This window comes from Cyclobacterium sp. L-R, assembly GCF_056859355.1.
Genome location: NZ_JBSXOH010000095.1, coordinates 80,248 through 101,249 on the forward strand (window position 1 = coordinate 80,248; position 21,002 = coordinate 101,249).

Here is a 21,002-nt window from a genome sequence, read left to right on the forward strand (position 1 = left end):
ATTATGAAAAAATTAATCACACCTATAGTAATTGTATTCCTCGCTGGAGTAATCGGCTTTACACTTTATAAAAACAAGGAAGAAATGGGAGTCAAAGCTGAGCAAGCGATGAAGACCAGTGAATTCATACCAGTGAGAACCCAATTGATTACAAAAACATCGAATTCTATTTCATTTACCACCAATGGTACTTTTATACCTAGCCAAGAGCTAATCCTAAAATCTGAAGGCAGTGGTAAAGTTGTAAGAATATTGAAAGACAAAGGAGATTATGTCTCCAAAGGAGATGTAATAGCCAGACTTGACGATGAATTGTTACAAGCTGAGCTTTCAATAGCAGAAACAAAATTTCAGCAATACACCAGAGATCTGCGTAGGTATGAAAATCTAGCTGGAACAGAAGCCATAACCGAAAAGCAACTTGAAGAAATTCAGAACGCTCATAAAATGGGGGCTTCTGAAATTAAGATGATCAAAAGAAGGTTGACCAATACTGTAATCACTGCCCCTATCTCAGGCTACATCAATGAAGACTATATTGAAATCGGTACTTTAATGAACCCAGGAATGGATGTAGTAGAGATTGTAAACGTGATGCCTTTGAAATTGGTGGTCCAGGTAGCAGAAATGGAAATCGCCAATATCAAGGTGGGAGATGAAGTTCAGGTTAAGGTAGGAGTGATCCCTGACCAAGAATTCACAGGGAAAGTTTCTTTTACCAGTAGTAAAGGTGATGCTTCTTTAAAATACCAGGTTGAAATTGAATTGGAGGACAGTTCTGATAAAATCAAGCCAGGGATGTTTGCTTATGCGACCTTTGACTACCCTGCTCAAGATGCAATATTGATAGAAAGAACTTCTTTGGTAAGAGGAGTGAAAAATCCGGAAGTCTATACTCTGGAAGACGGAAAAGCGACTTTGAAGAAAATTAAAATCTCTCAGTTGGGTGATAGCAAATTGGTGCTTTTGGAAGGATTGTCCATTGGCGACAAGGTGATCACTTCTGGTTTGATCAATCTTAAGGATGGAATGGCTGTAACCGAACTACAATAGAAAGAAGATGCAAATTACTAAAATAGCTATTCAAAGGTCCACCATAGTGGTGGTGCTTTTTACCATTCTGACTTCCTTGGGGATATTCTCCTACAGTCAAATGTCCTATGAACTATTACCCAAGTTCAGTCCAAATGTAGTCACTGTATCTACCCTTTATCCAGGATCAGCTCCTACGGAGGTAGAGAATTCGGTTACCCGAAAATTGGAAGATGCATTGGCATCTCTTGAAGGGATTGATGTTATGAAATCTACTTCTCTGGAAAGCTTTTCCATTATCACCATTGAGCTTAAAGATGATGTGGATGTTGATGTCATTTTACAAGATGCACAACGAAAAATTGATGCGATTTTGGGTGACCTACCTGAGGATGCAGATCCTCCTTCCTTAGGCAAGTTCAGCCTTGATGACATGCCTATCATGCAGTTGGGAGCCTATTCCAGCCTGAATGCCACGGAATTTTATGATTTGATGGATCAGCGTATTCAGCCTACCTTGGCTCAGATTGATGGGGTCGCTCAGGTTAATTTGTTAGGTGGCACTGAAAGAGAAATCAAGGTCAATCTTAACCAAAACAAGCTTGAAGCTCTTGGAATATCTCCTTTGGAAGTTAACCGTGCTATAGCTTCAGCAAATTTGGATTTTCCAACAGGAAAACTTAAGAGCGATGAGGAGCAGATCTTGATTCGTTTGTCTGGGAAGTTTAGTTCTGTGGATGAAATTAGAAATCTTGTCGTTACCCAAAAAGGTCCATCTACGATTAGAATAAAGGACCTTGCCGAAGTAGTGGATTCAAAAAAGGATGAGGAAATTTTGAGTAGACTGAATGGCAATTCTGCCATAGGGGTATCCATTCAAAAACAATCAGATGCGAATGCAGTAGATGTGGCTGAAAATGTAAACCTGGCCCTGGCTGGTTTGGAAAAAACTTACGGTGGCAATGACCTTAAATTTGAGGTATCACAAGACAGTTCAACCTTTACCTTGGAAGCTGCCAATGCAGTAATCCATGATTTGATTATTGCCGTTGTACTTGTGGCAATTATCATGTTATTGTTTTTGCACAGTATTAGAAATGCTGTGATTGTTATGATCGCAGTACCCGCTTCCATAGTGGCTACTTTTACTATAATGTATTTGGCCGGTTTTACCTTAAACCTTATGAGTTTGCTTGCACTTTCTCTGGTTGTTGGTATTCTGGTGGATGATGCCATTGTGGTGATTGAAAACATTTACCGTCACATGGAAAAAGGGAAATCAGCTGTGCAGGCATCTTATGATGGAATCCGAGAAATTGGAGGTACCGTGGTTTCCATTACCCTTGTGATCGTGGTAGTATTTGTGCCTTTGTCACTTACTGGTGGATTAATTGCCGGTATCTTGACCCAATTTAGTATCACCGTAGCTGTGGCTACCTTAATCAGTTTATTGGTGGCTTTTACCTTAATTCCTTTATTGACCTCCAGGTTTTCAAAATTGGAACACATCAATCCTAAGAGCATATTCGGGAAAATAATCAATGGTTTTGAAAAGATCTTGGACAGTATTGTCAATTGGTTGACAGGTATTCTTAAATGGGCTTTCAACCACAAGGCCGTCACTTTGATTGCAACATTTGCATTATTTGTATCTTCTTTTATGCTTGTAAGCAATGGCTTTATTGGAAGTGAATTTGTTGGGCAAGGGGATAAAGGGGAATTTATCATTAGGATAGAATTGCCAAAATCATCTACCATAGAAGAAACCAATTTCACCACAATGGAAGCCGAGCATTTCTTAAGAACTTTTCCAGAAATAACAGGTGTCTTTACTACTATTGGACAAACTACAGGTGGGTTTTCCAGTGCCACATCCACGCCTTATGCTGCGGAATTGACCGTGAAAATGGTTCCTTCTGAGGAGCGTACAAGTACTGCGCCTGAGTTTGCAAGAGAGATGGAAATCGCATTGGAAGAAAACATTGTTGGTGCTGAATTCACTGCTGTTCCAATTGCCATAACCGGGACAGCTAGCGATGCTCCCATTCAAATATTGTTATCAGGCCCTGATTTGGCCACTTTAAAATCGTTTTCCGATCAGGTATTGGAAGAGGTGATCCAAGTTCCAGGAACAAGGAAAGTTGAGACCTCTCTGGAAGATGGAAACCCTGAGATTAGTGTAGAAGTAGACCGGGCCAAAATGGCTGATCTTGGTTTGGATATGGCCATGGTAGGAAGTACCATGCAGGTAGCATTCAATGGGAATACAGATACTAAATACAGAGATGGAGATTTTGAATACGACATCAATATCAGGTTAGATGAGTTTGACAGAAGATCTGTTACAGATATAGAAAATCTAGCCTTTATCAACACAAGGGGAGAGACCATCCTACTAAAACAATTTGCCACTGCTAGTCCTTCAGAAGGACCAAGTAAACTTACTCGTCAAAATAGGATCACATCTGTGTCTATAAATTCTCAGGTTTCTGGACGGCCTACTGGAACAGTGGGTGAAGAAATAAAGGCAAGGATTGCCAAACTTGATTTACCAAATGAAGTGACGATAGCTTATGAGGGAGACCTTAAAATGCAGGAAGAAGGGTTTGGTAGCTTGGGAATTGCCTTATTGGCTTCCATACTGCTGATTTATTTGATTATGGTCGCTTTGTACGACAATTACGTATATCCGTTGGTAGTGATGTTTTCCCTACCATTAGCCATCATTGGAGCCTTATTGGCTTTGGCCATGTCTGGATCTTCACTGAGTATCTTTAGTATTCTAGGCTTGATTATGCTAATGGGATTGGTTGCAAAAAATGCAATTTTATTGGTGGATTTTGCCAATCAGCTAAAGGCTGCAGGAATAGAAGTCAAAGCTGCCCTTTTTAAAGCTGTAGAGATTAGGTTCAGACCTATTTTGATGACAACGCTAGCCATGGTCTTTGGTATGTTACCAATTGCCCTTGCTTCTGGAGCAGGTGCAGAATGGAAAAATGGTTTGGCTTGGGCACTTATTGGAGGCTTGATTTCTTCCATGTTCCTTACCATGGTAATTGTTCCTGTTATCTATTATGTATTTGATCGTATACTGGCCAAGTTTGGTAAGGATAAGAAAAATGAAATAGTGATAGAAGAAACCGAATTGTCTGAAACTGATTCAGAGGTAGCGGCTTATATCTAAATCAATTGGCTATTTGAAATCAATAAAAGTACAGTATTAAAAAGGAAAAGAGGTTGGCAGTATTTGAATTTAATTACTGCCAACTTCCATATTTCCATTCTTATTTAAAATAAATATATAGTTGTAACCGTTTAAAAATGAGTAGCTTAAAGCTTCCTTAAAACGGGAAATTTAAATCCTTAAAAATGAATAATTATACAAGATTGAAAGCGATTGTTGAGGTATTTGGTCAATATGGGATTGCTCCCGTGGCTAAGGTTAAGCGAGCTGATTTTGTGAATGACCTTGGTTTTGACAAGGTTTTTTTGAACGGATTGATTTTCGATGTTGAAACTGTCCTTCAAATGGAATTGGAAGATGAAATTGTGCAATCCTTAAGGAGACCTGAAGATTTAATTCAGTATTTTCTTCAGCACCAAAATTAAGGTTTCTATTTTTATGATAGTTACCTGATTATTAATTTCATTAGTTCTAAGAGTTTCGAACAAAAGAGTCAATAACCATCCTAACGTTTATTAGGATGGCTATTGACTGTTTATTGTTTTAGCCAATTCTATTATAGGAACTGACCAGAAGATCAATAAGAATAGGTCAAAAATTAGCTGTCCATTTTCTTTAAAACCTTCTCGAAACTCCTGATGACTTTTTGTGATTTTTTATCTAGGTCAGCTTTTTTCACTGCCTTTTTTTCATACAAATCCTCTTTCAACTGGTAGATTTCTCCATTTTTATACAACTTTAATTCGGTATTGTGTATAAATGTTCTTGGTTCAAATTTCCCCCAATTTGGAGCGTAATGGCAGAAAATCCATTCCCTTTTATTTTTAGGATTTTCATTTCCCAAAAGTTGGGGGTAAAAGCTTATGCCATCCGTAAAGAATTTGTCACCTTTCATTTCTGCCCCAGAAGCTTCCATCAAAGTAGGTACAAAATCAGTGAAATCTATTAGGTTTGGATTGATACTCCCTGCCTTAATTTTACCTGGCCAATAAGCGATCATGGGAACATGGGTGCCCAAATCATTGGTATAGCCTTTGTTTCCTTGCAACAATACCCCATTTACAGTTGAGGTCACATCTCTATCCGTACCATTGTCACCTATAAAAAGGATCAGCGTATTTTCAGCTATTCCAAGATCAGTTATCTTCTTAATGATACGGCCTACCAAATGGTCCATATGCTTTACCATATCCGGAAATAATTCAGGATCATTTAAGCGTGTCTTTGGGTCATAATCTGAGAATGCCACTGAGCTAGGTATAGGTTCAAATGGATCATGTGTCAAGACCATTGGGAAATAAGCAAAGAAAGGATTGGTTGTATTCTTTTCCATAAAAGTCTCCAGATAATCTACAAAAAGATCCGGCCCATATTTTCCCTCGAACATTTCTACACTCGTCTCCCTTGTATCCAATAGGGGGTCTTTATACCTGGAACCAAGCTCCTTAACCTGCCAAAGCCTGTAATTATCAAAACCTGCCTCTAGAGGCAAACTTCCCCCTTGACCAGCAGCCAATTCCCTTTGCTTGGCATTCCCATACAATTGCCATTTTCCAACAACACATGTAGCATAGCCCTGTGCTTTTAAAAGATGTCCAAAAGTAGTTTCCTTTGGATCCAGTATTCCAAACCCCTTATAATTTCTAAAATTATATTTGCCTGTCATTAATTGTACCCTTGAAGGGGTACACAAGGGCATGGAATGCGCGTTTTCAAACTTCATGCCTCCAGCAATCATCTTATCCAGATGGGGTGTTTGGTTGTAGTTATTACCATAAGCTGCCAATGCTTCATAACCCAGATCATCAGCCATAATCAATATAATATTGGGCTGTTCCTGTGAAAAGACGCCTTGAAATGACAGGAAGTAAAGGCATATAATTAAGAAAGGGTATTTCATGTTAATTAAGAGGGTTAATGTCTTGAGAATGTATTTATTTTATTGATTTTTAAGTGTTTATAATCAATTACTTAAAGTTTGAAATTAAGACTTTTTCCAGAAAATACTCCTTTAGGCATTTGAACAATAAACTGGGAGGTTTTTGTTTTCCTGTTTTTAATTACTTTAATATCAGGATCTTTCAGACTGTAAAGCCCCTCCAAAGTAAACTTAAGCTCCGTCAATTTCCTGGTAGGGTCTGAAATAGAAAAAGATTCTACTTTCCCTCTTTTCAGTTTCAGCATTATGATTCCAGCATTTTCCATCTGCAAATCCAGTTTCTTCTCCAGTGATAAATTTCCAGATTGGTAAAATACTGCCTGTACTACATTCTCATCCTTGTTCTTTACCGCCTGTAGATCCTTGGTATTGGAAAGAATTTCATAAGGTGTTCCTGCTTCATAAATGGTTTTCAGCTCAATTTCTGAAATGGATGGAAAAACCATATAGGCATAACTACCATTCTTAGGTTTTACTCCATGCTCAAACCACACTTTTAATACCTCTTTTGAAACTACTTTTGTGGAAGCGTTCTTTTGATCCGTTATATCAGACCAGCGTCCTGTTTCTGTTTTATTTGAGACATGAACAGTTTCTTCATTGGGAAAAATATAACCAATATTCCCATGATACAAATACTTCAGTTGATCTATTTTATGGCTTCCTTCGGGAAGTATTTTGGCTGTTTTTCCTGACTTCAATGTACTTACAGGAGATCTCATTATCACCTGATCAATTGTAGTTGCAATGGGTAATTTTCGGCTTCCTTGAATGTCAGTACCTAGACAAACATAGCTTTGGTCAAAGAAAAACCAGGACTTTTTGGCTTTGGTACCATCATGAGGGCTGATAAAATCGAATCCTACTGCACCTTTTTGGCCATCTTCCACCGCGCCAACAAAGTCCATTTTACCAGCTTTTTGGATGACATCTCCTCCCAGTAAGTTTGGCTTCTGCATGATAGTAGTTCCAGAGATTTTTTGCCAATCATAAACTGGCCAAATGTCATGGTATTCATTTCCTTTAAGCATTAGGTAGTTGGTACCATCTGCCCGATGATGAGTGGTTATCCCTGGTCCATTATAGGGTTTTTCCATGTTTTTATTTCGGCTGGAAAACATCCGAACAGTAGTATAATAATTAGGTCGTTGTACCACAAAATGCTCCGTTTGCCAAAAGAACTTTGCAAAGGACAGGGAAGGAGAGGCTTCTCCTTTTCTTAGTCTAATAATCTCTTCCAACTCCTTCTTTCTGTAATCTGTACTACGAAGTAATCGCTCTATTTCAAGTGTACCTTTAGGTATGAAAGTAGCCCCAGTAGCAATAGACCGATTTTTTACACTTATATCCTCATAGATTCCATATACCAGTTGTTTGTAAACACCATCTAGGTAATAATCCACCAATTGATTTATTTTGTCAACTTCAAAAGCATATGAAGTTCCCGACACATAGTCTGACCACTCACCAAAAGCATTGGCGTATTTACCATAGCCATAGGAGGTGGTATTGTTTACTCGGTCTTCTCTATGATGGAAACTATAATCTTGCTGCATCCCACGGCTTCCATTATTAAATTTGATTTCATTGGCAATTATCTTGATCACTTCATCAAAACCAGCTTTATCATCGTTGAATAGCAGGTTTTTGGCTAAAATTCCAGCGATTACTATTCTATCACCACTTGGTCTAGCCCCAGAGGCATTCATATTCGCTCGTCCAATCATAGGTTGACTTTTTTCCACCAGTTCTTTAGGAAGCACATCTCCCATTAACAACATCAGGTTTACCAGGTTTTCAGGGGTTGTTATTTGGTTGTTATGCCAATTGTCACCTATAAAATCATTGTCCATCCAAAATTTAGTAGCCAGAGTAATTTTCTCAAGCAATTGTCGATTATGAAAATAGGTAGAACCTTCTGAATGATAGGCTTTGGCCAGAGTGACAAGTCTCAATAAATGCCTCCTTTGAGGGAAACCTGCTGTTCTGCTTAAGTCATCGTATTTGATGTTCTTAAAACTACCATCCGCTTTTACCTTATTCAATATAGAGCCTATTTCATTTGATTCTACTTTGCCGGATTTTAATTGTTGAACCACTCTTTCCCTTATCAGGGCTATTTCATTGACCTGTGCTAACAAACTGCTGCTTAGGAATGTACCTAGGGTTAAAAGTAAAATTAATATAGGTTTTTTGGGTAAATTGTCGATTGTCATTATTTCGAATAATTAATCCTGCTATTTCTAATCTGAGTTTTTATGATTTTCAGCTTCTTCCGTACTTTTCCTTAAACTTAAAGGCCGCATGTCTGTCCATACTTTCTCTATATGTTCAAGGCATTTTTGCCTAGTACCTACTTTGCCTTCTGCTTCCCATCCTTTTGGAACCTCTCTTTCTTTGGGCCAAATACTATACTGTTCTTCATGATTGATGACCACTAAAAACAGGCTGTTTTCCTCTTCTTCAAACATTAAATTAGATTTTCATTTTAATTTACAGAATTTCAATTTAGTTATTATCTTTTTCCTTACAATACCTTTAATACCGATTCTACTTATGCATTTAGATGTTTTTCTAAGAAGAGTTAAAAATGAATTTATATAAACAAAAGAAAATCAGACTGCTTAGCTAACGCTTTTAAAATTATTAATTGGGTTCTTTTGGCTAAAAAATTATATATTTTAAAGAAATTCACCACTAAAATCTTTCGGACAAACACAATCCAAAAGTAGTTAGAATAAACCTACAATTCGATAGGAAATAAACTTAGCACATTTATTGTGTTTTGGGAGAAAGAAATTTGGTTTAAAATATACACATGAAGAAATTCCTTTCCCGATCCGGCCCAATAGTTCTTTCTGCTTTAATAATCATTGCATTGTATTTTTTAGTTATAGGACTCGTAGCCTCACAGAAAGTATTGGCACCGCTAGTTTTGGCTCTGGTGCTGGCTTTATTGGTCTATCCTATCGCGCAGGTTTTGGAAAAAAGAGGGTTGCATAGAATAGTAAGTACCTCTTTTGTAGTAGGGATAGTTTTTGTAGGTTTTATAGGCATTTCTGCTATTATCTCTTTACAAGTAAGGTCTTTTTTGGAGGATGCGGAAGTTATGAAAGAGCGATTGAGCCCGGTTGCACAAAAAGTGGAGCTATTTGTTCTGGCTCATACCCCTCTGGAACGAAGCAAGTTAGAGGCTTATAAAACTACTTATGGCCTAAATGGTGAAAAACTGAATGAAGAAGAAAAACCTTCAGAAGTAAAACAGGAAGAAGCATTTTCGATGTTGGGAAAAGTCATGGGTACAGCAGCTGACTTTCTCTTAATGTTTGTTTACCTCTTTTTCCTCATTCACTTTAGACATATGTTTTACACCTTTATCTTGAAGTTATTCTCTGATGATAGCAAAGAAAAAGTAAAAAGAGTGACCCACGATTCTGCTTTGGTGGTTAGACATTACCTTAATGGACGGTTGATTTTAATGGTTATTTTGGTGGTACTTTACAGTTTAGGGATGTGGATTTCAGGTGCAGAAGACTTTTTGTTGATTAGCTTTATTGCGGCCTTTCTTTCTTTGATTCCTTTTATAGGCAATATGGCAGGTTATGTTTTGGCTCTCTTTATAGGCTTGTTATCAGGAGGGGAATTCTATACTTTGGTGGGAATTTCAGCCACATTTTTGATTGTTCAATTTCTTGACTCTTATATTTTTCAACCCATTATACTGGGGAATAAAGTAGATGTGCATCCCTTTTTTATTATTTTAGCGGTTATTATCGGTAATGCCATTTGGGGTATCATAGGAATGGTTTTATCTATACCTATAATTGCCATTATTACTGTGGTCCTTCGTGAAACACCCGGTGCAGATGCATTTGCTTACCTACTCAGTAATGGAGAGGAAAGTAAAAGTCAGCGTTAAAAAAATAATTAAAGCGATTCTATCCTATACTACTTAACTGTTAAATAAATATTTTTCAAAATGAAGATTCCAAGCCTGGCTAATATTAAAAAGGAACTGAAACAAAGGGATGAATCCGAATTGGTTGATTTGGTATTGCAACTAAGTAAATTAAGCCGTGACAATAAGGCTTTTGTGTACTTCAAACTTTTTGAATCCGATAACCATGAATTGTATTTGACCATGGTGAAAGATGAACTGGAAGAGGCTTTCGAAAATGCAAATTTAAAAAGTTATTTTACGGCTAAAAAATCTGCTCAGGCCATCAGGAGAATGATGAATAAAAGTTTGAAACTGACGAAGGACAAGGTGACCATCATTGAGTTACTTTTCTTTTTCTGTGAGAAAATTATTGAATATGGTTACCTCAAATTCCATCATCCTGTAATCGATAATTTATATGCTTCGCAGGTAAGGAAGATTGAGAAACTGATTGAAGCCCTACATGAAGACCTACAATTTGATTACCAGGAAACATTGAATAATTTTCAAAAATACGTCAGATAAAGTTCCTACATCCCAGCCAATAAATAACCAATTCTATGAAATCAGTTTATAAATTAATTTTATTCTTTTTCCTTACATTTCCGGCAATAGGGCAGGAAAGAGCTACTGATTTTGCCTACAGTACACCATCAGCTGAAAATGTAGATGCGCAAGGAATTTTATCCTTCATTGATAAAGTAGGTGATAGTGAACACGAACTCCATAGCCTGATGGTCTTGAGGAGAGGCAAAGTAATCGCTGAAGGTTGGTGGGATCCTTATGGCCCAAATTTAAAGCATACCATGTATTCTGTAAGCAAAACCTATACTGCTTCAGGAGTTGGTTTTGCAGTAAGCGAGGGACTTATCTCCGTGGAAGACCAGGTGATTAAATTTTTCCCTGAATCCCTTCCCTCAGTGGTTAGTGAAAACCTGAAACAATTGAAGATTAAACACCTGCTTACAATGAGTGTGGGACATCCAAGGGACTATACTTTTTCTATTGTAAGAACGGAGGACTGGGCAAAATCATTTTTGGGTGTACCCATAGTAAATCAACCAGGAAGCCAATTCGTGTACAATACAGCAGCTACCTATATGTTGTCTGCCATTGTCCAAAAAGTAACTGGGCAAACCCTTTTTGACTACCTAAGGCCGAGGCTATTTGAACCTTTGGGAATCAGTGGAGTAGATTGGGAAAAAAGTCCGCAAGGGATTAACACCGGAGGCTATGGGCTAAGGGTTAAAACAGAAGATATGGCTAAGTTGGGCCAACTCTTTTTGCAGAATGGCAATTGGAATGGGAAACAAATATTGCCAGAAAGTTGGATAAATGAAGCCAGAAGCCTAAAAATCCTACAAAACCCCAATGCTAGTGTAGAGGAAAAGGCGAAAAGTGATTGGCTTCAGGGATATGGATATCAAATGTGGAGAAGTCGCCATGATTCTTATCGTGCCGACGGGGCTTATGGACAATACATTTTAGTTTTACCGAAACAGGAAGCTGTCATTGTCATTACCTCTGAAACGGCCAATCTTCAAGGTCTTCTTAGTGAAGTTTGGGAACATATACTGCCTGCTTTTGATAGGGAAAGTAATAGTACCAAAGATTTGGTATTGAAGGAAAAGCTAGATAACCTTAGTCATGATCCTGCAATAGGGGTTGAAAATGAATGGATGGAAAATAGATTAAATGGGAAAAACATTGCCTTGGTAGCTGAAGACGAAAAGGTGAATTTTCATATTGATTTTCAATCCAATAATTTGGAGTTGAATGTAGTTGAGGAGCAAAAGAACTATAAATTAATCGTTGGTAAGGAACAGTGGGTTTCTGGCATGACAGACAGAAAGCAACCCTATTTAGTGGCCCATGCAAAAAAGGCCTTGAACGGACTTGCCCCATACAAGGTCTTTTCCAATTATTATTGGGAAGATTTTCAAACACTCGTTATTGAAATTAAATACATCGAAAGTCCCCATACCGAAACACTTAAATTTTCCTTTGATGGGAATAAAGTCACTTTTATTACAAGCAGTTTAGCCAATAGAGGAGCAAATAAAGTATTCAAAGGTATTTTAGAGGAGTAATATAAAATGATATACCAAAGTGTATAATACAAATCGAAAACCCCAAGGGGTAAATTAATATACCCACGAGTATCTATCCCATGGTTAAATGATTCTTACGCATTGATTTTGGCGTTATTGTTGCCATTTTTCTGCAACAATAATGACAAAATCTTAACGTATCCATCTCGTAGGGTTCCAACTTTTTTAACCCGAATTATGTAATAGAATTTCTCCGCCCTGACCAGGACAGGGGTATGCCTGTCCCGTGTTTACGGGAAGTGTTGCAATCGCAAGAAAATCAGGCTGTTTAGATATTTTAGCATAGCACTGCTATGGTGAAATTGAAAACAGCAACGATTGGGGGTTTTGAAGTGATTTCAGCACGTAATAGAATGTCTATTGCATATTTCGGGTTTAACCTATAGTAGAATCTTCCATTTACCCCAAATCAGAGCTTTACAATAACATTCAATTTATATTTTTATTGTTACTAAATTTGATAAATGTTACTAAAATCGTATATTGTAAGAAAATAAGTAACATTAATTTGACAAAGAAAACCAAAAGCCAATTGGCCATTTTAAAGGCTGCCAAAGATTGTTTCTGGAAATATGGGATCAATAAGGTCACAGTAGAAGAAATATGCGAAAAAGCCGGCGTTAGCAAAATGACCTATTATAGGAGTTTTGCCAATAAAAAAGTAGTGGCAGTCATGGTATTGAAGGATGTAATTAACAGGAGTGAGCAATTATACGATACCATAATGGCAAAGGAAATTGACTTTCCTCAAAAGATGAAGGAAGTGGTATTATTAGAACATGAATTTTCTCGAGGCATAAGTCAGGAATTTATAGCTGACATAATGAATAATGAAGAAGAGGAATTGCAGCAACTGATACTTGAAGCCAACAAAAATGGTCAGGAAAAATTTATTGAACACCTGAAAGCTGCACAAAAGGAGGGATGGGTAAGGAAGGACCTCCATTTTCCTTTTTTAACCTATATGATGAATGACATCAATAAAAAACTAAGGGATGAAAAACTAATGGCCATGTATGATAGCACTGAGGATTTGATAATGGAAATGGTAAATTTCTTTTTTTATGGCATTGTGTCTCCTGAAAAGTTAAAATGAAAGCCTTGGTCTTAATATTGCTTTTATCTATTTATTCAATCCAGCAATCTTTTGCTCAGAAGGACTTTTTCCATGGTCAGGCATCTATTGTTAGTAGTTATAGCCCGAAAAATGACCTTCCAGTTTTCTTTGGGGCTAGATATATTCCTGAGTTTAGGTTGAAAACTTCTCTGGATTCAATAAAAAACATTGACCTGGTAGCTTCAGCGAACCTATCCAGTACAGTACTCTTTTCTGATTTTAACACGGGCGAGTCAGCTATCAATATTAACCCTTATAGGATATGGATGAGGTACAGTTCCAGTCAATTTGAAATTAGACTGGGATTACAGAAAATAGATTTTGGTTCAGCCGTTATTTTGCGTCCCTTACAATGGTTTAATCAGATAGACCCCAGAGATCCACTTCAACTGACCAATGGGGTTTATGGAATCATGGGCCGATATACTTTTTTGAACAATGCCAATATTAGGCTTTGGGGACTTTATGGCAATGAGAAAGCGAGAGGCTTTGACGTGGTGCCTACCAATAAAAGAATTCCGGAATTTGGCGGGAGAATTCAAAATCCAGTACCCAAAGGTGAATTGGCCTTTTCCTACCACTATCGTACTGCCAGCTCTATGACTATCGATCAAGTCAATACTTTAAATAAAATTCCTGAAAACAGATTTGGCTTAGATGGGAAATGGGATTTAGGCGTAGGCTTATGGTTTGAATCGGTTTATGTTCATCGAAACAAGGACCTTGGAAATCTTACCAACCAAACTTTACTAAATATAGGGGTTGATTATACCTTTCCTGTAGGCACAGGGCTAAATGTCGTTATGGAACACATGCAAATCAATTTTGACGAGAAGAATTTTGCTGTCAACAATGCCATGCATATTACTGCAGCTACCCTAATGTATCCCTTGAGCTTTTTTGATAACATAACCACTGTCATGTATTACGATTGGAGCAGTTACAATACCAGCTTCTTTCTTAACTATTCTCACCAATTTAAAAATTTAACAGGATACGTGATGGGGTATTACAATCCTGAATCTATACAACAAGGTATTCAACAAAACGAATTTGTCAACCAGTTTAAAGGCCCTGGTTTAAGGCTGATGTTGGTCTACAACCATTAATAGAAGCACTATGGAAAAAATAATTTCATTGTCACATGTTACCAAGAAATTTGAAGTAGGGGACGGTTATTTCACTGCCCTAAATGATGTCTCCTTGTCTTTTAATGCAGGTGAGTTTGCCGGATTTGTGGGACCTAGTGGTTCAGGGAAAACCACATTGTTAAATATTATAGGGTCTTTGGACAGTCCCACGGAAGGAGAAGCATTGGTCATGGTGAAAGACATAGCCAAACTCAGTCATAAGGATTCCGCTAAATTAAGGAATCTGCATATTGGCTTTATTTTTCAAGTTTTCAACCTTCTCCCGGTTTATACGGTCTTTGAAAATGTAGAATTTGCTTTGCTTCTCCAAGATATAGCCAAAGAGGAAAGAAAGAAGGCCGTAATGGAAGCATTGGAATGGGTAGGTTTGGAAAGTATGGCCAATAAAAGGCCAGATAAACTGTCTGGTGGAGAAGGCCAAAGGGTGGCCATAGCAAGAGCCATGGTAAAACGCCCAAAGATATTGTTGGCCGATGAACCAACCGCTAACCTGGATTCTGCCAATGCGCATGCCATATTGAAAACCATGAAAACCCTGAACAAGGAATTGGGAACTACTTTCCTTTTCTCTACTCATGACGAAAAAGTCATGGCTTATCTGGACCGAACCGTTTCTTTAAAAGATGGAAAAGTCGTGTCTGATGTAAAGAACAAAAACCAGCAGGTACAAGCATGAAACTGGCCTTTATACTCGCCTACAAAAACCTTATAGGTGCTGGATTGAGAACCTGGCTGAATGTCGGTATTTTGGCCTTTTCTTTCATTCTCATCATCTTCTATAATGGCTTGTTGGATGGGTGGAATCATCAGGCCAAGTTGGATACCATCAATTGGGAAATTGGATATGGGGAATTGAGAACAGACAATTACGATCCCTTTGATCCATTTTCCATTCAAGATGCCCATAAGCCCTACACGCCAGAAGAATTTCCTATGTTGACGCCAATTTTAATCAGGCAGGCATCCATCTACCCACATGGCAGGATGCTTTCAATTGCTTTAAAAGGAATACCAGCGGATCAAACTCAGTTGGAACTTCCTACAACTTATCTGAGCTCGCAAAAAGAGACCATCCAAGCAATTATAGGGAAGAGAATGGCAGATGCGGCCAAATTGAAAGAAGGGGAGGAAGTGCTATTGCGCTGGAGAGATAAAAATGGAACATTTGATGCGATGAACATCAGCATAGTCAAAATTTTCGACTCGGATGTAGGCAATATTGATGCTGGACAAATATGGATAAACCTTGAACAGCTTCAGGCCATGACAGGACTTAAAGAAGAGGCTACTTATTTCGTTGCAAATAAAGCATATTCCCACCAAGAAATAGATGGGTGGATATTTGTAAGCCAGGAGGAATTGCTTCAAAACATTAACGAGATCATTGCATCAAAAAAGATTTCAGGATCTATTATGTACTTAATGTTATTGGCCATCGCTTTATTGGCCATTTTTGATACCCAAGTATTGTCTGTATTTCGCAGGCAAAAAGAAATAGGTACTTATGTGGCTATGGGAATGACCCCCGGTCAGGTTGTAGTTTTATTTACTATGGAAGGAAGCATGTATAGTATCTTGGCCATGCTGGTAGGAGGGCTTGTTGGCCTACCTATTTTTGCTTATTTGGCCATAAATGGAATATCATTTCCAAATGTAACTCAAGACATGGGAGTAACCATGGCTTCAAGAATATTTCCTGTTTTCGGAATACAACTTATTTTAGGTACCATGGTATTGGTGATTGTCTCAGCGACCATTGTCAGCTTTTTGCCAGCCAAAAAAATAGCTTATATGAACCCAGTTGAAGCATTAAAAGGAAAGTTACAATGATAAAATTTTTATTTAAAGGAATTATCAGGGACAAAAGCAGGAGCATGCTCCCAATTATCGTCATCTCCCTAGGGGTGTCCCTCACGATAGTTTTAAGTGGTTTTCTAAGTGGTGCCATGACAGATATGGTCGACCAGAACGCGAAATTTGATACAGGTCATGTTAAAATCATGTCTCGGGCTTATGCAGAGAACAAGGACCAGCTTCCTAACGACCTGGCCTTACTAGGCGTAGACAGCCTGATAACAGCTCTTCAGGTAAATTATCCTGATTTGCAATGGGTTAAAAGAATTCGATTTGGGGGATTACTGGATGCTCCCGATGGAAGTGGGGAATCCAAAGGTCAGGGACCTGCTGCCGGAATAGCCATAAAACTTTTGGATGCATCAAGCGGGGAAGTGGAGCGAATGAATATTACCAATTCGATTGTGTCTGGAAATCTCCCTAAAAATGCCAAAGAAGCCTTAATTGGAGATGAATTTGCCAACAAATTGAATCTCAAAATAGGAGATGAAGTGACCTACTTTGGTACTACGATGAATGGCAGTATGACATTCCAAAACTTTATAATAAGTGGAACCATTCGCTTTGGACTTGCTGCAATGGACAGGGGTGCCATTCTCCTGGATATCACTGCTGCTCAGGAAATGCTGGACATGGAAGATGGAACCGGAGGAATACTGGGCTTTTACAACAATGGGGTCTACGATGACAAGGCTGCAATTGCCTTGGAAACAGCGTTTAACGAAAAAATGAAAGACAATCCCGACGAATATGCTCCGGAAATGTTTACCCTTCGTGCACAAAATAACCTGGGAGATCTTCTGGATTATGCCAATAATATGTCAGCCATTTTTGTGATCATCTTTGTGGGAGCCATGTCGGTGGTGCTGTGGAATACTGGCCTAATTGGTGGATTAAGGCGGTACCAGGAGTTTGGTATTCGCTTGGCGCTTGGGGAGTCTAAAGGTAAAATTTACCGCTCCTTGGTTTTAGAAGCTACCTTAATAGGCATTATAGGTTCCTTGGTGGGAACGAGTTTAGGGCTTCTTGGCGCATTTTATTTGCAAAACTATGGGATCAATATAGAAGGCATGGTGGACAATTCATCCATGATGATGCCCACAGTAATGCGAGCTAAAGTAACTCCAGACCTTTACTATATAGGCTTTATCCCTGGTGTTTTTGCCATGGTTTTTGGCAATATGCTCTCAGGAATAGGTATTTACAAAAGAGAAACCGCCACTTTGTTCAAGGAATTAGAGGTTTAAATTATCAGGATTAAATTACTTACCTAAATATGATTTTCAATTGATTATAAATAAATAAAATCATGAAAAAACGATTGATTATAGCTTGTCTTTTGTCCCTCTGGACCCTTCAGGCCAAGGCCCAAGATGCCAAGGACATTTTGGAAAAAGTGGACAAAAACATGGTCTCTAAAACAGAAATCACCGAATCTGAGATGGTTATCAGAGGCAAAAGAAATGTTCAAACCATCGGTTCAAAATCCTTTACCGAGGGCAATCAAAAATCCTTTACCGAATACCTCTATCCAGAAAGGGAAAGAGGTACTAAAATGCTAAAACTTGGCGACCGCTTGTGGATCTATTCCCCATCTACAGACCGTACCATTCAACTTTCAGGGCATATGTTAAGGCAATCCGTTATGGGCTCAGACTTGTCCTATGAAGACATGATGGAAGATAGAAAACTTTCAGAAATTTATGATGGGAAAGTTATAGGAGAAGAGACCATTGCTGGGAGAAAGGTATGGACTTTGGAATTGATTGCTTCTGTAGAAAATGTAAGTTACCATAAACGGAAAATATGGATAGATCAGGAACGGTACATTCCCCTTCAAGAAGAGTTATTTGCCAAAAGTGGACAATTATTGAAGAGAACAGTGATGTCTGAAATAGAACAAATTGACGGTCGATGGTATCCCAAAAAAATCAATTTCAAGGATGTTTTAAAGGCTGGGGAAGGAACAGATTTCATCCTCAAAAAAGTACAGTTTAATCCGCCCATTCCAGATTATATTTTCACCAAAGCCTCCTTAAAAAAATGATGTGTTTTCTCAATGTCCTATTACTATGAAGCTTTCCTTCCAACTTGCGTATAGAAACCTTATTGGAGCTGGATTAAGAACTTGGCTAAATGTTGGTATTCTGACCTTTACTTTTTTGGTTATTCTCTTTTACAATGGCCTCTTGGATGGATGGAATCAACAAGCAAAAAGAGATGCCATCAATTGGGAATTTGGTAATGGACAGTTTCAACACAAGGATTATGAGCCTTACAACCCATTTACGATTCAGGATGCACACAGTAAATTCAATAAAAGCGAAACCAAAGGCTTAACACCACTACTGATTAGGCAGGCTTCTATTTACCCCAATGGCAGAATGCTATCCGTCAATTTAAATGGGCTTCCTAAAAGTCAGAAACTGCTAAAGATTCCTATGAGTAATTTGGACAAACAGCAGGGAGCCATTCCTGTGGCCATAGGTAAAAGGATGGCAAAAGCTGCCAACCTTTCCAAGGGGGATGAAATCACCCTTCGTTGGAGAGACAAAAACGGTACTTTCGATGCTACAAACGTGGTGGTAGCAACCATTTTCAATACCACAATCAGCACTGTAGATCAAGGCCAGATTTGGATGACTTTGGAGGATTTATGGAGCATTACAGGACTGGAAAATGAAGCCACCATATTGATTGCTGACGAACATTTTAACGAAACTGACTTTGGAGACTGGAAGTACTTAAGTCAAGAAAAACTGCTGCAAAACATTAACGATGTCATTGAGGTGGAAAGAGCAAGTGCCCGTATAATTTATTTTATGTTATTGGCTATTGCACTGTTGGCCATTTTCGATACTCAAGTACTTTCTGTTTTTCGTAGACAGAAAGAGATTGGCACCTATATCGCTTTGGGAATGACAAGGACTCAGGTTACAGGGCTTTTTACGATTGAAGGTAGCATGTACAGCCTTTTCTCTATGTTTGTAGGAGCGCTTATCGGTGTTCCCTTGTTTTGGTACCTGGCAGGTACTGGGATTTCCTTTGGATCCGTCACTGCAGACATGGGAATAGGTTTGGGAGACAGGATTTACCCTTCATTTAGCCCTGCGCTTTTGATTTCTTCTGCCTCGATAGTGATATTTTCTGCAACAATAGTTAGCTTTATTCCTACCCGTAAAATTGTATCTATGGATCCGGTAGATGCTTTAAAAGGGAAATTACAATAAACCTAATTCCTATTCCGGTCTAAAATTTAGTTTACTGTCAAAACAACAGATGCTCAAATCAAATCCATTTCATGTAATTGCCCTATTATTAATTTTATTATCGAATTCACTTTTTGCACAAATTCCATTGCCCACAGAAGCACAATTGGCCTGGCAAAATTCGGAACAAGTAGCTGTGTTTCATTATGACTTGCATGTTTTTGACGGAATTAAATACAATCAGGCAAAGAATAGAATTACACCTATTGCAGATTACAATATTTTCAATCCCGAAAAACTTGATACGGACCAGTGGATAAAAGCAGCCAAAGATGCAGGCTGTAAAATTGCCATTCTAACAGCCACCCATGAAACAGGTTTTGCCTTGTACCAAAGTGATGTTAACCCTTATTCTCTAAAGGCTGTTAAATGGCAAGATGGAAAGGGAGACATTGTTAGGGACTTTGTAGCATCATGTAGGAAGTATGGTGTACAACCTGGGATTTATATAGGGATTCGTTGGAATTCCTTTTATGGTGTTCATGACTTTAAGGTAAATGGAGACAATGAATTTGCCAAAGAAAGACAAGCTCATTACAATCGAATTTGTGAAGGCATGGTCGAAGAGTTGATGTCCAGGTATGGGGAACTGGCCATAGTATGGTTTGATGGCGGTGCCCATGGACCTGAACAAGGCGGTCCGGACGTACTGTCCATTTTTGAAAAACACCAACCCAATGGGCTTTTTTATCATAACCTACAAAGAGCGGATATTCGCTGGGGAGGAAGTGAAACCGGAACAGTGCCTTATCCATGCTGGGGTACTTACATAACCCCCTCCTGGTTTAACAATAGGGGCGATAAAGACAACTTCAAACCACTGAAACATGGTTATCCTGATGGAGATTATTATATCCCTGCAATGAGTGATGCACCACTGAGGGGTTATAATGGAAGGCATGAGTGGTTTTGGGAACCAGGGGATGAAGGCCATATTTACCCATTGGCTGAGCTAATGAACATGTATTATAAATCCGTTGGAAGGAATTCCACTTTGATTATAGGTTTAACCCCAAACCCTGATGGCTTGCTACCCGAACCTGACGTGAAAAGGTTAAAGGAATGGGGAGATGAAATCAAGAAAAGGTTTTCTAATCCTATCGCTGAAACCTCCGGAACGGGTAAAATTTTTAAATTAAATTTACCATCAAAACAAACCGTTAATCAACTTGTTTTGATGGAAGACATTACCTTTGGGGAACGGGTTAGGGCATTTACGGTAGAGGGGAAAACAGGAGGTAAATGGGAAAAGATTTTTCAAGGTAGTGTAATAGGACACAAGTTTATATATCAATTTGATAATCAGGAATTTACAGCTTTAAGACTAAAGGTCAATGCTTCTGTTGAAGAGCCTCAGATTTTAAGTTTCAAAGTTTACAATGCCAATAGGGAGTAAAAGAAACAA

The 21,002-nt window shown here is 38.4% G+C and carries 17 protein-coding genes; 14 read left to right on the forward strand and 3 right to left on the reverse strand.

Translation table 11 applies throughout. From position 1 onward, the window contains the following. The first annotated feature begins 3 nt into the window (after positions 1-3). The 3 genes from AC13EX_RS20395 (at position 4) to AC13EX_RS20405 (ending at position 4,641) form a co-directional block, all read left to right on the forward strand. On the forward strand, positions 4-1,053 hold the full coding sequence (locus tag AC13EX_RS20395) for an efflux RND transporter periplasmic adaptor subunit (RefSeq protein WP_048643598.1): 1,050 nt from the start codon (positions 4-6) through the stop codon (positions 1,051-1,053). Positions 1,054-1,060: 7 nt separating this feature from the next. Further along, positions 1,061-4,216, forward strand: coding sequence for an efflux RND transporter permease subunit (locus tag AC13EX_RS20400; protein WP_482894104.1), 3,156 nt, complete (start codon positions 1,061-1,063; stop codon positions 4,214-4,216). Positions 4,217-4,401: 185 nt separating this feature from the next. Further along, the gene (locus AC13EX_RS20405) at positions 4,402-4,641 is read left to right on the forward strand and encodes a hypothetical protein (protein ID WP_048643600.1); all 240 of its coding nucleotides are present in this window, start codon (positions 4,402-4,404) and stop codon (positions 4,639-4,641) included. Between the two features lie 173 nt (positions 4,642-4,814). Here the strand turns inward: AC13EX_RS20405 and AC13EX_RS20410 are convergent, their stop codons facing one another. The 3 genes from AC13EX_RS20410 to AC13EX_RS20420 all read right to left on the reverse strand — a co-directional run bounded on the left by AC13EX_RS20410 (position 4,815) and on the right by AC13EX_RS20420 (position 8,626). Then, positions 4,815-6,116, reverse strand: a complete 1,302-nt coding sequence (locus AC13EX_RS20410) for a sulfatase family protein (RefSeq protein ID WP_482894105.1) — start codon at positions 6,114-6,116, stop codon at positions 4,815-4,817. Between the two features lie 71 nt (positions 6,117-6,187). Then, positions 6,188-8,371, reverse strand: coding sequence for a polysaccharide lyase family 8 super-sandwich domain-containing protein (locus AC13EX_RS20415; protein ID WP_482894106.1), 2,184 nt, complete (start codon positions 8,369-8,371; stop codon positions 6,188-6,190). A 27-nt stretch (positions 8,372-8,398) separates the two neighbouring features. Beyond that, the gene (locus tag AC13EX_RS20420) at positions 8,399-8,626 is read right to left on the reverse strand and encodes an MbtH family protein (protein WP_048643603.1); all 228 of its coding nucleotides are present in this window, start codon (positions 8,624-8,626) and stop codon (positions 8,399-8,401) included. A gap of 347 nt (positions 8,627-8,973) precedes the next feature. Between AC13EX_RS20420 and AC13EX_RS20425 the strand changes: the two genes are divergently transcribed. The 11 genes from AC13EX_RS20425 to AC13EX_RS20475 all read left to right on the forward strand — a co-directional run bounded on the left by AC13EX_RS20425 (position 8,974) and on the right by AC13EX_RS20475 (position 20,993). Beyond that, a complete protein-coding gene (locus AC13EX_RS20425; RefSeq protein ID WP_482894107.1) occupies positions 8,974-10,074 on the forward strand; it encodes an AI-2E family transporter in 1,101 nt (366 codons plus the stop codon). A 60-nt stretch (positions 10,075-10,134) separates the two neighbouring features. Further along, on the forward strand, positions 10,135-10,620 hold the full coding sequence (locus AC13EX_RS20430) for a hypothetical protein (RefSeq protein ID WP_482894108.1): 486 nt from the start codon (positions 10,135-10,137) through the stop codon (positions 10,618-10,620). A 35-nt stretch (positions 10,621-10,655) separates the two neighbouring features. Beyond that, entirely contained in the window at positions 10,656-12,185 is a 1,530-nt protein-coding gene (locus AC13EX_RS20435) for a serine hydrolase domain-containing protein (RefSeq protein WP_482894109.1), read from the forward strand. A 529-nt stretch (positions 12,186-12,714) separates the two neighbouring features. Beyond that, entirely contained in the window at positions 12,715-13,302 is a 588-nt protein-coding gene (locus AC13EX_RS20440; RefSeq protein WP_482894110.1) for a TetR/AcrR family transcriptional regulator, read from the forward strand. Further along, complete coding sequence (locus AC13EX_RS20445; RefSeq protein WP_482894111.1) at positions 13,299-14,432, forward strand: hypothetical protein; 1,134 nt, start codon at positions 13,299-13,301, stop codon at positions 14,430-14,432. Before AC13EX_RS20440 ends, AC13EX_RS20445 begins: the two co-directional genes overlap by 4 nt. A 10-nt stretch (positions 14,433-14,442) precedes the next feature. Beyond that, complete coding sequence (locus AC13EX_RS20450; RefSeq protein WP_482894112.1) at positions 14,443-15,150, forward strand: ABC transporter ATP-binding protein; 708 nt, start codon at positions 14,443-14,445, stop codon at positions 15,148-15,150. After that, a complete protein-coding gene (locus AC13EX_RS20455) occupies positions 15,147-16,304 on the forward strand; it encodes an ABC transporter permease (protein WP_482894113.1) in 1,158 nt (385 codons plus the stop codon). The genes AC13EX_RS20450 and AC13EX_RS20455 overlap by 4 nt, the downstream gene beginning before the upstream one ends. Then, positions 16,301-17,575 carry an ABC transporter permease gene (locus tag AC13EX_RS20460; protein ID WP_482894114.1) on the forward strand — a complete coding sequence of 425 codons (1,275 nt, stop codon included), beginning with the start codon at positions 16,301-16,303 and terminating at the stop codon, positions 17,573-17,575. Before AC13EX_RS20455 ends, AC13EX_RS20460 begins: the two co-directional genes overlap by 4 nt. 62 nt (positions 17,576-17,637) lie before the next feature. Beyond that, entirely contained in the window at positions 17,638-18,375 is a 738-nt protein-coding gene (locus tag AC13EX_RS20465; protein ID WP_048643612.1) for an outer membrane lipoprotein-sorting protein, read from the forward strand. 25 nt (positions 18,376-18,400) lie between these two features. Beyond that, on the forward strand, positions 18,401-19,558 hold the full coding sequence (locus AC13EX_RS20470; protein WP_048643613.1) for an ABC transporter permease: 1,158 nt from the start codon (positions 18,401-18,403) through the stop codon (positions 19,556-19,558). 49 nt (positions 19,559-19,607) lie between these two features. Further along, complete coding sequence (locus tag AC13EX_RS20475; protein ID WP_482894115.1) at positions 19,608-20,993, forward strand: alpha-L-fucosidase; 1,386 nt, start codon at positions 19,608-19,610, stop codon at positions 20,991-20,993. The last annotated feature ends 9 nt before the right edge of the window (positions 20,994-21,002 follow it).